The organism is Acinetobacter sp. YH12144 (assembly GCF_013418345.1).
In the GTDB taxonomy this organism is placed as follows: domain Bacteria; phylum Pseudomonadota; class Gammaproteobacteria; order Pseudomonadales; family Moraxellaceae; genus Acinetobacter; species Acinetobacter amyesii.
In genome coordinates, this window is the sequence record NZ_VPCD01000017.1 from 13,830 (window position 1) to 27,965 (window position 14,136).

The 14,136-nt window shown below is 40.6% G+C and carries 11 protein-coding genes; 4 read left to right on the forward strand and 7 right to left on the reverse strand.

The annotated features are described in order from the left end of the window. Positions 1-66: 66 nt before the first annotated feature. Positions 67-372, forward strand: coding sequence for a hypothetical protein (locus tag FTU79_RS11940; RefSeq protein ID WP_180050237.1), 306 nt, complete (start codon positions 67-69; stop codon positions 370-372). A 34-nt stretch (positions 373-406) separates the two neighbouring features. On the opposite strand, the gene FTU79_RS11945 is transcribed toward FTU79_RS11940, so the two are convergent. Beyond that, complete coding sequence (locus FTU79_RS11945; protein WP_180050240.1) at positions 407-1,126, reverse strand: GNAT family N-acetyltransferase; 720 nt, start codon at positions 1,124-1,126, stop codon at positions 407-409. A gap of 339 nt (positions 1,127-1,465) precedes the next feature. Between FTU79_RS11945 and FTU79_RS11950 the strand changes: the two genes are divergently transcribed. From FTU79_RS11950 to rluB, 3 genes are read left to right on the forward strand one after another with little or no spacing between them, the layout of a single operon-like run. Next, complete coding sequence (locus FTU79_RS11950; RefSeq protein WP_180050243.1) at positions 1,466-2,260, forward strand: ScpA family protein; 795 nt, start codon at positions 1,466-1,468, stop codon at positions 2,258-2,260. Next, positions 2,257-2,853 (forward strand): SMC-Scp complex subunit ScpB, encoded by a 597-nt coding sequence (gene scpB, locus FTU79_RS11955; protein WP_168379583.1) that lies wholly within the window; start codon positions 2,257-2,259, stop codon positions 2,851-2,853. The genes FTU79_RS11950 and scpB overlap by 4 nt, the downstream gene beginning before the upstream one ends. Before the next feature lie 41 nt (positions 2,854-2,894). Further along, positions 2,895-4,013 (forward strand): 23S rRNA pseudouridine(2605) synthase RluB, encoded by a 1,119-nt coding sequence (gene rluB, locus FTU79_RS11960; protein WP_180005438.1) that lies wholly within the window; start codon positions 2,895-2,897, stop codon positions 4,011-4,013. A 49-nt stretch (positions 4,014-4,062) separates the two neighbouring features. Here rluB and FTU79_RS11965 read toward each other — a convergent pair whose 3' ends face one another. The 6 genes from FTU79_RS11965 to FTU79_RS11990 all read right to left on the reverse strand — a co-directional run bounded on the left by FTU79_RS11965 (position 4,063) and on the right by FTU79_RS11990 (position 13,509). After that, positions 4,063-5,802 carry an ABC transporter ATP-binding protein gene (locus FTU79_RS11965; protein WP_180050247.1) on the reverse strand — a complete coding sequence of 580 codons (1,740 nt, stop codon included), beginning with the start codon at positions 5,800-5,802 and terminating at the stop codon, positions 4,063-4,065. A gap of 13 nt (positions 5,803-5,815) precedes the next feature. Next, complete coding sequence (locus FTU79_RS11970) at positions 5,816-6,955, reverse strand: ABC transporter permease (RefSeq protein WP_078190066.1); 1,140 nt, start codon at positions 6,953-6,955, stop codon at positions 5,816-5,818. 7 nt (positions 6,956-6,962) lie between these two features. After that, the gene (locus FTU79_RS11975) at positions 6,963-7,901 is read right to left on the reverse strand and encodes an ABC transporter permease (protein ID WP_078190067.1); all 939 of its coding nucleotides are present in this window, start codon (positions 7,899-7,901) and stop codon (positions 6,963-6,965) included. Between the two features lie 10 nt (positions 7,902-7,911). Next, entirely contained in the window at positions 7,912-9,927 is a 2,016-nt protein-coding gene (locus FTU79_RS11980; protein ID WP_180022668.1) for a M3 family metallopeptidase, read from the reverse strand. 23 nt (positions 9,928-9,950) lie between these two features. Beyond that, positions 9,951-11,714, reverse strand: a complete 1,764-nt coding sequence (locus FTU79_RS11985; protein ID WP_373685390.1) for an ABC transporter substrate-binding protein — start codon at positions 11,712-11,714, stop codon at positions 9,951-9,953. Between the two features lie 67 nt (positions 11,715-11,781). Further along, positions 11,782-13,509 (reverse strand): ABC transporter substrate-binding protein, encoded by a 1,728-nt coding sequence (locus FTU79_RS11990; RefSeq protein ID WP_180050335.1) that lies wholly within the window; start codon positions 13,507-13,509, stop codon positions 11,782-11,784. Positions 13,510-14,136 lie beyond the last annotated feature (627 nt).

The following is a 14,136-nucleotide window of genomic DNA, read 5'->3' on the forward strand; positions in this document are numbered from 1 at the left end:
CATGTACTGTTAAATACATCGGTTCAAAACGCGGTTAAAGCACCTTTCGATAAAGGAATCAACCTGATGACTTTATTTCAAATTCTACTCAAGCTCCAAAATGCGACAGACCTCAGAGTCTCCGAGCAAAACAGTCTCAATCATCTTGCCATTTATGCCACTGAGCCTTGGACTTTAGAATCCACGGCTCAACTGAGGGCAATAGATAAAAATTCAATTTCACCAATAGCGACAACACAGCCGCAGGCTTTTTCTTACTTTCTGCATGCATCAACGGTCAAATCACTATTTAAACACCGATCAAGTCAAAATCTCTGCTCGCAAGCGCAGTGCCAACACATTATCGAATTTGCACTTGAACAAAAGATATGACTAACAGGCTCAAAGCATTGATAGTGGTTTCTGCTCAAGCGCTATAAAGCTGCATAAATTCCTTTAAATGAATTTTTTGTTGCCCCTGCTCATCAAAGTTGTTTGTATCGAGCCAAGCTACGTAAGCTTGAGACAACATTGGCCAATCCTGATCTAACATCGCAAACCAAGCGGTATTACGATTACGACCTTTCACAACAACATGCTGACGAAACAGCCCTTCAAATTGAAAGCCAAAACGTAAAGCAGCATTTTTCGACGGCGTGTTCAAGTCATCACACTTCCACTCTACCCGTCGATAACCTGCTGCAAAGCACGCTTTTAACAATAGATAAATGGTTTCTGTTGCTGCGGTTGATTGCTTCATTAAACTTGAAAAATAGACATTACCAATTTCGATGACGGCATGTGCTGGGCGTACATTGAGCAAACCAATCCACCCCACAACGGCTTCACCAACCTCAATGACATAATGCATCGAACCCGCAAAATGAAAGGATTGCTGAAAATAATCACGCAATTGCTGCATGCTTTGAATTTGACAATAAGGCAAATACGTCCAACAGCGTTCATCCGGTTCTTGTTGGACAGTCAACCATAGCCGCTGTAAAAAACTGTCATCAAGCTGATCGGGCAACATCGGAATAAGCCGAACAGATTGCCCCACTTCAGTTTTACATCTGAACTGGCAAGGTTCAAACTGCGCCAACGTCATCCCTACGGCCTGACCCCATTGATTATATTGTTGTGGCATAGCAAATATTCTTTTAGTCAATTCATTCAAATCATTTCATGCTGGACGCCCATCACCCAGATATCACAGCTTAAATGAGTTCATTGATTGATGAGTGTATTTTTTACAATTAACACAAGATGTGATCGATATCACAGCTTTAAAATTTTACATGTGTATAAATAAAGCCTATTCCCTATAAATTTTAAGTTTTTTACCCAATTCAACCGTTCAGTAATTTCTTTAAACGCATTTTTCCATTACACTATTCCCTATAACTTTTGTGCTTTTACTTTCGATGTGAGATCGAAGCGAAAGCTGTCTGCATGCCTTTGAAAATTCGCGTGGCCTATAATTGCAATGAACCAAACTGTCCATAATTCTATGGAAGATGCTCCACACATTCGCGTTTTGGATGAGTGGCAAGAAGCTATTCCAGAAGATTTGTACATTCCACCCGCTGCATTTGAAATTCTATTAGAGCATTTCGAAGGACCACTCGACTTTCTGATTTACCTGATTCAAAAAAATGGCTTCGACTTATTACAAGTCGATATTGCCCCGATTGCATCCCAATATTTGTCTTATATGGATGCAATGAAATCCCTAGATATTGAATTAACCGCAGACTATATGGTGATGGCAGCCCTATTGGCCGATTTAAAATCGCGTCTATTATTGCCAAAACCTAAATCGACCGCGGCACATGAACAAGATCCTAAACAAGAATTGATTGACCGTTTAGAAACGTATTTGCGCATCAAACAAGCTTCGGAAAGATTAGGTCAAATGTCAGTGTTGGATCGAGATACATTCGATACCAATGTCAGTTTAGGAACAATAGTCGAAACCAATGATGGCTATGACATTCAATTACTTCGTGATGCCATACTCTGTGTCTTTAATCGACCAGAACCGGTTACCCACCAAATTTTACAAGAACCTGTCTTACTCGAAGAACGTATTGCTTATATTGAAACTAAGCTTGAGTCAGGTGAAGTATTAGACTTTGCGGACTTACTCAAACCAAGCCAAGGCCGCATGGGTGTTGTCGTGACATTTATGGCCGTATTGGAACTGACACGCCAACAAAAAGTTCAAATTGTCGCATCAGGTGTAGAAGCACCGCTTGCAATTCAGGGAGCACGTGCATGAACACTGAACTTAAACAAATGACTGCGGTGACTTCAGAAGATAATCTGCATGAAATTTTGATGCAGCTTGAAGCCATTATTTTTGCCAGTGAAGCGGCAGTGAGTATTGCCCGTTTAAAAGAGGCTTTCCAAGACCGTTTCAGTAAAACTGAATTACGCCAATATTTGCAGCAACTTTCAATGCTGCAACACGGCAGATCAATTGAACTTGTTGAAACCGCTCAAGGTTTCCGTTTTCAAGTACGTGCAAAATATCGTAATATTATTGCACAGACCTGGCCTGAACGACCAACTCGTTTATCGCCATCCTTGCTCGAAACTCTTTCTGTCATTGCTTACCATCAACCGGTAACCCGCGCAGATATTGAGCAAATCCGTGGGGTGACCAACAATAGTCAAATTTTACGTACGTTATTTGACTGGAACTGGATTAAAGAATCTGGTTTTCGTGAACTCCCAGGACGACCCGCGTTGTTAGTTACAACGCCTCAATTTTTAAATGCTTTTGGTCTAACCTCTTTGGGCCAATTGCCTCCCCTGCAGGATGCCAAGGAAGCTTTTATGGCCCTCGATGCGAATGCACCGAAGTCATAAATAGGTGAACTGTTGATGATAATTTCTAAGGTTATGCTGTCATGAGTGAAAAATTGCAAAAGGTGCTCGCACGCGTTGGTTTGGGTTCTCGCCGTTATATGGAAGAAGTCATTGCCGCTGGTCGTGTGAGCGTAAATGGGCAAGTTGCCCAAGTGGGTGAACGTATTGAACCGGGTGATGAGCTTCGCATCGATGGTCGTAAAGTTCAGTTCCAAATTGAAGACGAAATTCGTCGCCGTGTGTTGATTTACTATAAACCAGAAGGCGAAATTTGTTCACGCAATGACCCTGAAAACCGTCCAACGGTATTTGAACAATTACCTCAAATTACCGGTGATCGCTGGGTAATGGTAGGTCGTCTAGATATCAACTCTACAGGTCTATTGCTGTTCACAAATGATGGTGAACTGGCGAACCGTTTAATGCACCCTTCTAGCGAAATCGAACGTGAATATGCCGTTCGTGTCATGGGTGAAGTCACTCCTCAGTTAAAAAACAACATGTTACAAGGCGTTGTTTTAGATGATGGCCCTGCAAAATTTGAGTCATTCTCTGAAATTGGTGGTGACGGTATTAACCGTTGGTATCAAGTGGTCGTAAAAGAAGGTCGTAACCGCGAAGTTCGTCGTATTTTCGAATCTCAAGGCTTAAAAGTGAGCCGTCTTTTACGTACACGTTATGGTTCAGTAATTCTGCCACGCGAACTACGTACTGGTCGCTGGATCGAGCTAGATAAACAAGATATCGACAACTTAACCAAGTCCGTTGAGCTTAAACCACGTCAAGGTACTGGCCTGTTTGGTATGGCGAAACGTCGTACTGAACGTATGCAAGATAAACCAATGGCAGCACGTCGTGGTGGTTACTTACGCCAACAACGTCGTGACAGTGACGAAAACCAGCCACAACAAAGCAATGGTTATCAAGACAACCGTGGCGAACGTCGTACTGGTCGTACTGAAGGTGTTTTCCAAGGCAATGGATTTAACCGTTCAGAGCGTCGCAACGAAGGGTTCAACAATAACCGTAATGATCGCAACAGTGAAAACTTCGGTAACCGTGAACGTCGTAACGACAATTTTGGCAATCGTGAGCGTCGTAATGACTCTGTGCCAAGTCGCGCATTTAGCGGAAACAACAAAGGCTTTAAGAAATTTTAATTTCTTAAGTATAAAAAAACCGCTCATTTGAGCGGTTTTTTTATGATTACTAAGCAAATTGTTCAGTGGTTTGTGGAATCGCACTCAGCAAACGCTTGGTATATTCATGCTGCGGCGATCTATACAACTCATCCGAGTTTGCAATTTCAACGATATCACCATGGTTCATCACCATGATTTGGTCAGAAATATATTTCACTACAGATAAATCATGTGAAATAAAGATATAGCTCAAACCAAACTCATCTTGTAAGTCTTGCAATAAATTCAGAACTTGGGCTTGAACCGAAACATCTAATGCAGAGACAGACTCATCACAGATCAAAATTTCTGGCTTTAAGGTCAAGCATCGTGCAATGGCAATACGTTGACGCTGACCACCAGAAAACTCATGTGGATAGCGATAAAATGCTTGTGCAGGCAAACTGACACGTTCAAGTAAATCAAACGCCATTTGCTCTCGTTCTGCATCATCCTTCCCAATCTGATGCACTTGCATCGGCTCCATCAGAATTTGACCCACAGTAAAACGTGGATTAAGTGAAGCATATGGGTTTTGGAAAATGATCTGTATTTTGCGCTGATATTGGGTAAATTCTTTTTCGCTCATCGCCAAAATATCATGACCTTCAAACAGCGCCTGACCACCTGTCGCTTCCTGTAGACGCATCAGTAAAAGGCCGATTGTGGTTTTACCTGAGCCAGACTCTCCAACCAACCCGAGCGTTTTACCTTTCGCCAGTTGAAACGAGACACCTTTGACCGCCTGATATTCATCCTTACCAAATAAACCCTTGCGGCTATAAAAAGATTTTTTCAGGTCTTTGACATCTAAAATAATCTGTTCGTTACCCGTAAGACCACGCGTTCGTTGTCTACGGGTTTCCTCAGATAAATGCACATCCTCAATCAGCTCATCACCATTTTGACGCATAAAATCACTGATCATTGGCAATTTATAAGGACGCTCAGACATCTGAGGACGGCACTTGAGCAAAGCGCGTGTGTAAATATCTTTAGGATGATCCAGCACTTCATTGACCAAGCCTTGTTCACGGATTTCTCCATGACGCATGACAATCACCTGATCGGCAATTTCACTTACCAATGCTAAATCATGTGTAATGAACAGCATCGACATCTCACGTTTCTTTTGCAAGGCTTCGAGTAAATCTAAAATTTGCTTTTGAATCGTCACATCAAGTGCTGTGGTTGGCTCATCTGCAATCAATAACTTCGGCTCACATGCAATTGCCATAGCAATCATGACCCGCTGTTGTTGGCCACCTGACATTTGGCTAGGATAGGCATCAATTTTCGTTTCAGGAGAAGGAATACCCACTTCCTTCAATAATTCCAAAGTCCGTGCTCTTGCCTGCTTACGTCCCATACCTAGATGAAGTCGTAATACTTCTGCAATTTGATCACCCACCGTAAAGACAGGATTGAGTGACGACATCGGTTCCTGAAAAATCATCGCAATATCTTTACCGCAGATATTGCGCATTTCTCTTGGTGACAGACTCAGTAAATCCTGCCCTTCAAAAACTATTTTACTGCTCGTATCTATACGGCTTTGATCACGTGGCAACAGCCCCATGGTTGCCAACGAGGTCACCGACTTGCCACTGCCAGATTCTCCCACAAGCGCCACAGTTGTATTGGCAGGAATGTCAAAAGATATTCCTTTGACCGTTTCGATATAACTTTTATCTTCAGCTTTAAAGCTCACTTTCAGGTTTTGAACACTGAGGAGCGTTGGTTTAACAGTTTGATTTTGTTCCGTCATCCTTTACTCCTCCTTATTTCAATTTTGGATCTAATGCATCACGCAATGCATCAGTAAACATTGAAAATGCCGTAACCAAAACCGCCATCGCTACAGATGCTGCGATAAGTTGCCACCATTTACCTAAAATCAATTCACTTTGTGCTTCATTAAGCATACTTCCCCATGACACAACCCCAACAGGAACACCAAATCCCAAGAAGCTCAAAATCACTTCTGACTTAATAAAGGCCACCACTAAAATCGAGATTTGCACCAATGCAATATGACTGACGTTCGGAAAGATATGCACAAAGATGCGTCGGAAATGACTCACCCCTATCGCTTTGGCAGCGAGTACATATTCACGCGAAGTATGTTTCATATACTCTGCGCGAATCAGACGATACACCCCCGTCCATCCAGTAAGCCCTAGAATGAGGACAATCGATAAGATCCCCTTTTGCTGTAGTACAGCAGCAATCGCAAGAACCAAGAGCAAATACGGAATCGAGGTAAAAATGTTATAGAACCAGTTTAAAATATCATCAACCCAACCACCAAAGTAGCCAGAAATTGCCCCTAAAATTGTCCCAATCACGACAGCAAGTAATGCAGCTACCACGCCAACAATAATAGATGTTTCAGCACCCTTAATGGTTTTTTGCAGGACATCCTGCCCCCATTTATCCGCACCAAACGGTAAAGTTTGTTTTAGCTCGCTTTGTTGATCTAACAAATGACCACCCAATTGCTGATCAATCGCCTTCATATCTTCTGCTAATGGATCGACAACGCCATAGTAGTCAATTGCATTGGCACCACCTTGCTCAGTCGCAATCTCTGCATTCAGTTCAGCAATTACATCCTTTAAAGGATCAACAGGATTTTCAGGCAATGCCATATCTTCTGCTGATGCTTTGGTTTTGGCTGTTTCATTGAGTTCCGCCCCAATAAAACTTGGAGGTGCATAACTAACTGCCACTTCTTTATTCCAATTGGATGCAACCACGCCTGTCATCGACAATAGCAACACCACGAAATAGCACAGTACAACGAACAACGACACCATCGCTAATTTATCGGCCTTTAGGCGTCGCATCGCCAACTTCCACAAGCCAGTCGATGCAGGTGTTGATGCCGTTGCTTTGGTCTTATTGAATATTCCTAGCATAGGCCACCTACTTCAACTGAACGCGAGGATCGACAAGTTTATAAATCAAATCCGCGATTAAGTTAAAAATCATTGTAGCCGCTGCAACGTAGACTGTAATCGCCTTAATGACAGGGAAGTCACTGCGTTCAACAGCAATAATGACTTCACGACCAATACCCGGAATACCAAAGAATCGTTCAATCAGGAAAGCGCCTATCAGCAGTGCCGGTAGACTCGACATGACATCGGTAATAATTGGAATTGAGGCGTTACGCAGTACATGTACACCTAAAATACGGCTTTCACCCACACCTTTTGCGCGCGCAGTTCGAACATAGTCTTGATTGACTTCATCCAATACAAAACTGCGGTATAAGCGCAAAGTTGGCGCAATACTTACCACCAACATAATTAAGATAGGCAATAAACCGTATTTAAATAAGTTTTCGCTAAAGTGATCACTCCAGCCTTGAACCGGAAACCAACTCAACTGATATGCAAAAACATATTGAAAAACAATAATATAAACCAAAATACTGATCGACATACCAATCGTACAAAGCATCATAATCATACGATCGGTTAATGTGCCACGAACTGAAGCCACAGCAAGTGCCAAACCAATTGAAATGATCGTTTGCAAAATAGTTAAAGGAATTAAAATCGTCAGTGATGGTCCTAGACGGGTCAAAATAATATCTGACACCGACTCACCTGTACTCCAACTCATTCCATAATCAAAAGTTAAAATCTGCTTAATGAAGATCCACAATTGGACATAGTAGGGTTGATCAACCCCCAACTGTTGACGGATGTTTTCAATTTGCTCTGGGTTCGACATTTTGCCTGCTAAAATATAAGCAGGGTCCCCACCTACCCAATTAAATAAGAAGAATATGAGCAGAACAACCCCCAACATCGTTGGGATCATCTGCCATATACGCCGTATGATATATGCCAGCATAAAGTTGTCCTTACTTCACTCGTTGTCCAGTAATTTCATCAAAGAAAGCTTTGTTATCAGGTTTACGACCTAAGAAATCATGTACCAATTTTTCTGCTTCATATTGACCACCTTGCGACAAGATCGTTTTACGGTAGCGTTGTCCCACTTCAGGGTTATTTAGGTTATCTCCGAAAGCAGACAACATATCGAGTGCCATCACTTCAGACCACATATAGCCATAATAGCCAACTTGGTAACCGCCCATGATATGGTTGAATTGTCCTGGGAATTCAGTGCTTGGGACATAGCCTAAAGCTGTCTCGCCTTCCATTTTCTTCCAGACATCTAAAGGTTTAACACTCAAAGCATCTGATGAGTGAAGTGCCATATCATATTTTGCATACAAGGCTTGACGTGCATAATGCAAACCACGTCCATAGCTATGAACTGCTTTTAATTTATTAATCAGTGCATCATCTACAGGTGGACACGCTGGATTACAGTAATTTGCGAGTGTAGATAAAGTTTCTTTACGACGCGCCCATTCTTCATACATTTGTGAAGGTGCTTCTACAAAGTCGCGCTCTACTGAAGTCCCCGATTGGGATGCATAGCGTGTATTGGACAAAATACCGTGTAAAGCATGACCAAACTCATGAACAAAGGTTTCAAGTTCATCACTATTTAGACCTTTACGGTTAAAATTAGTCACCAAAGCAGAAATTGGTTTACGCTTAGTCAAGGTACTACCACCTTTTACGCCCCAAACAGCCGCATGACCATACTTCCCTTCACGTGGGTATTTATCGATATATAAACCACCAAGCAACTCACCGGTCTTTTTATCTTTTACATCGTAATATTCAACTTCTGACTGCCAAACATCGACTTTCGCAGGCTTAAATTCAATGCCATAAAGGTCAGATGAAATGGCAAAAATCCATTCTTGAGATGCTTGGGTTGGGAAATAGTCACGCAATTTTTCTTGATCGATTTGATACTTTTCTTTGCGAAGTTTTTCACTCCAGTAACTCTCACTCCAGCGATTGATTTCAGCTTTTTCGAGTGGAATTTTCAGGCTTTTCGCTTTGAACTCACGTAAAGTCTCAACTTCTTTTTTCTCTAAAGGTGCCACCGTTTGATGAACATCGGCTAAGAACTTATTCACTGTTTCAGGGTCTTTTGCCATACGGTGTTGCAACACCCATTCGGCATAGCTTTTTTTGCCAAAGAGCTGCGCAATTTCATAACGTAAATCCATTGCTTGCTTTAACAATACTAAGTTTTTCTCAGTACCACGACGCGTGAATGCAGTTTGGTAACGCTTACGCGCATCATCGCTTTCTGCGAGTTCCATAAATGGACGGTATTCTGGGTATTCAAAACCGAGCAAATAATTGCCCTTTTCATTTTTCTTTAAGCCCGAAATATAGCTGTCTGGCAAGCCTTTCAACTCCGCCGGTGTAAACTCCAGTTTTTCTTTATTATCTCGTACATTACGCGCATATTCTTGTTCAATTTTTGCTAATTCATCAAAGATAGCTTTCAAACGAGCACGTTTTTCAGGTGTAAATTGTACCCCTGTATTTTCAAAACCATCCAAGATGTCTTGACGCATTTTTTTATCAATTTCGTCATTGGTTTTGAGTTTTTTAATTTGCTCATAAAGTTTTGGATTTTGATAAACCGAAGTTTGAAACTCCATAATTTTAATTTCACAATCTTCCGCAGCCTTACGTAAAACCTCATCAGGATCGACGTTGCTATATAGTCCGATTGGTCCATAAAAATCTTCAAATTTGGCAAAAATTTGATCCCACTCCGCCAAAACAGGTGCTGCTTTTGCATTATTTTTTATCTTTTTTTGCTCAAATGCCGCTAAATCTGTTTTCACTTGCTGAATTTTGGCATCACACAGCGCAGGTATTTCTTTGGCTTGGAACTTTGGCAAAGTACTCCGTATTGAATCTTCGGCTTGAACGAATTGGCTAGCGCCGATCATCAACATACTGAGGGTGGTGAGTTTCAAAGCTTTATTTTTCATAATTTCTCCAGTTTTGTTCCATTTTATTTTTTCGGGTCAATATCGATGTACATCCATTCTGTTGCCAAAATTGGATGCTTTTTATAACCAATCACGCGTGGTTGCGACAACACACTACGGTAACGTGCATAATTAATTTGGACAGGCATGTACACTTCTAATATGCGTGACATTTTCCGATAGATTGCATCACGCTCCGGTCCCGGTTTCATACGCTGCGTCTGTTCATATAAACGGTCGTATTCAGGAATTTTTGAACAGCCGTTGTTGGTGACATTGATATTTTTGCCATAGAACAATTGCATAAAATTGTCTGCATCTGGATAGTCTGCGATCCATGCAGATGCTTTAAACATGGTTTTACACTGTTTTTCGGCTTTTAAAGCTTCTGCAAATGGCATCGACTTTGTTGTCATTTTAATTTTGATGCTATCTAAAGTTTTCTTCCAAAATTCGCCCAACTGCTGACTACGGCTACTATTGCCCGATATCGTCATTTCAATCGTAAGCGGTTTACCATTCGGTTGAGTACGCCAACCATCTGCGCCGACTTTATAGTTATAACGATCGAGCAATAAATTTGCCGCTTTAACTGAGTATGGAATACTCGACTTATAATTCGGGTCATAGCCGACAACGCCGAGTGGAATTGGGCTTTGTAATTTTTGTGCATCACCATTCATCAAAATTTTGATTTGATTATCTGCTGAATAAGCCATCGCCATTGCACGACGTAATGCAATTTTTTCTTTACTAAAACCTCCAACCACAGGGTTTTGCATATTCCAATAGTGATAGTCGATAGAGGGGTCAGAAATCCGCGACATTTGGATGCCTTTTTTAGCCAACTCAGGCTTTAGCTCTCCATCTTTTAAGGCTTGTACCGACAAATCTCCATCTAGTACCAACAAATCCGCTTCATTTTTTGCAAAGGTCAACCAACGTGATTGTGATTCTTCCATCACCTGAATATCAATCACGCCAATTTGCGGCATTTTTTTGCCTTGCATGGCTTTTACAATCTTTTCATCTTTGGCATCTGATGCTTTAAAGTCCCAGACAAAGCCACGATAGTTTGGATTGGCCTTTAAAATAATTCGTGAACCAGGTGTCCAGCGTGTCAAAATATATGGCCCTGTGCCCACAGGTTTACCCATCACAAAACCCGCTTTGTCTCGATATTTTTCGACCACTTCACGTGCCATGGCCGATGCAGGTTGATGAGCCAATAACATTGGAAAGTTTTGATCTGGAGAATTTAAACGAATGACAAGGGTATACCGATCAGGGGTTTGTATGCCTTCAATGGGCGCATCATAATCAAACTTACCTGTTTTTTTTGCCTTTTCTAAAACCTTCTCCATCCCTAAAATACGACCATCAAGTAGCCAACTGTTTGGTGAACGAAGTTGTGGATCGACTAAACGTCTAAAGGTATATGCATAATCAGCCGAGGTTAATTCTCTTTTTTTGCCCTTAAATACAGGATCATCCGCAAAATAAATGCCTCTTTGCAGGCGAATGGTATAAGTCAAACCATCAGCACTGATTTCTGGCATCGCAGCCGCCGTTTTAGGAACCAACTTTGCTGGTGATGCTAAATAGTCATAGGTATATAAGGTTTCAAAGATTGAGGTATTCACATGTGCAGAATACAGATCATGTACGCCAACTGGGTCAAAACCTGTTTCTGCGACAGGGAAAATATGACGTAAAACTTTATTTGGATCTGCTGGATTCTTTGCCATTGCTAATGTCGGCATCGCACTGAATAGCACTCCCCCCATCAAACACGCTGTAGCAAATTTGGTTAGCGTAAAATTCGAATTTCGCTTCATTGTAATCCTGACTCAATTATTTTTTACTAGGCTGAATATCGAGATATTGCCAACTGGTGTTCATCATTGGATGTGTTTTATACCCCTGAATTTCAGGGTGAATTAACCAATTACGAATCCGTGTAGAATGGATAATCCAAGGGTTATCCGCTTCAATTTGACGGTTCATTTTTTCATAAAAAGGTTCACGATCTTTAGGTTTCAACACAATTGCTTGTTTATATAAAGCGTCATAAGCTTTAGATTGATAACAACTTAAATTCCCTTGTCCTGAATTTGGCCCATATAGTAATTGAGCAAAGTTCTCCCCTTCAGGATAATCTGCAATCCACGCTCCTGACCACATCATATATTTACATTGCATTGCTTCTTTTAAATTATCAGCAAAGTTACTGACCTTAAACTGTACCCGTATCCCAATGGCATCGAGATTTTTTTTCCACAACTCAGATTGAATCACTGATTTAGAGCTATTTTCAGTATTTATTTTTAAGGTCAACGCTTTACCATCGGGCAAGGTTCGATAACCATCAGCACCTTTCTTATACCCAAATCGATCCAGTAATTTATTGGCCAGCAATGGGTTATATCCCAAACTGCTGCGATATTTTGGATTAAAGCCACTCACACCTTCTGGCAAAAACATTTCAGCCTTTACGGCCTGCCCTTGATATAACTGTTTAATCGCTTCAGCTTGATTGTATGACATGCTGATAGCACGGCGTAACGCAATCTTTTCAAGGCTTTGACCACCGACAAGCGGGTCTTGCATATTGAACATGCTGTAGGTGATTTCAGCATCTTTATTTGGATAATGCTTAATGCCGAGCTTTTGCATATCAGGCTTAAGTTTATTTTGCGAATCTAAGGCTTGCGGTACTGCATTTGAGGTCAATTTATCAAAATTCAGCTGCCCTGTTTTAAATGCTAACCACCGTGACTGTTCTTCTTCAATAATACTGACGGAAACTTTGCCGATTTGCGGCATTTTCTTCCCGTTCATTTCTTTAACTAACTGATTGTCCCAAGCTGTGCCTGTCGATTTAAAATTCCAGACAAAACCACGATAATTCGGGTTTGCAACCAGTTCGATCTTGCTACGTGGCACATATTTACTGAGCTGATACGGTCCCGTTCCCACAGGATGCTGTGCAATTTTATTGCCATAAAATTCAACAACTTCTTTTGAAATTGCACCAAACGTAACATAGGCCAAAATATATTGAAAATTATAGTCAGGGCGCGTCAAAGTAATTTGCAAAGTATAAGGATCTATCGCTTTTAGGCCGGCAATAGCCGCATTGTAATTAAATTTTCCTGACTTCTTTGCATCCGCAACGACCGCATCCCCTCCTAAGATTTTGCCATCAATAAATGAATAGGTCGGAGAACGGTTAGCTGGATCTAAAATTCGTTGAATCGCGTAAATGTAATCTTGCGCAACTAGCTCGCGTTTTTTTCCCTTAAAGGCTGGATCATCTGAAAAATGGATGCCTCTTTTGATTTTGAAGGTATAGACTTTTCCTTCTTGTTCAATCTTTGGCATCGCTTCAATGGTATTTGGAACAAGAACAACAGGACGTGCTAGATAGTCATATTTCAATAAGGGTTCAAAAATGGCTTCCGCAATATTGCCACTATAATAATTATAGGTTTTGACCATATCAAAACCATCATCAGGTGCTTCAAATGCAATATTTAAAACTTTATTCGATTGTGCAGAAGCTTGAACCTCGGCCATCATCCCTGTTGAAATTAATAATGCAAGGAGCGCTATTTTAAATTTTCTAGTTTCCAAACCTTTTCCTTTCTGATGATTTTTTAATAATACAAAGCCGCAAGCAGACTTTAAATAAAGCCACCCTCACTAAAATAAAACAATCTAGTTTAAATTGAGTTTTAAACGTAGAACTTAATACAGCAATTAATATAAAGCGAAATTCATGCCACCACTCCTTGGTTGAAAGTTATCTGAATTAAATATCCTTTTAAATTCATTTTTTAAGATAAATTTATACTAATAGCGACTTTCCGAGTAAAGCTCGTTTTTATCAAAAATTCAACTCTTGGATGTGTACTCATCCATGCACATTCTGCACAAATATAATACATTCCTGATTCATAATGGATCATGTTCAGATGAAATGACAGACAACAGACAACTAAGCCACTGAATTTATGGTTTTTATTTTTTATTTATTTCTCTTATTAGCCTTATAAATCAAACACATAAATATGAATTAAATCACACTTTTTATGGTTTAATTTGCACCTAATCATGTTTTTAAATTTTTTTTTGATCAAATGTTAAATTCCCAACAAACCCCAATCAAAAGGATAATTTTAAAAAATATACTTACCGTTCATCTTA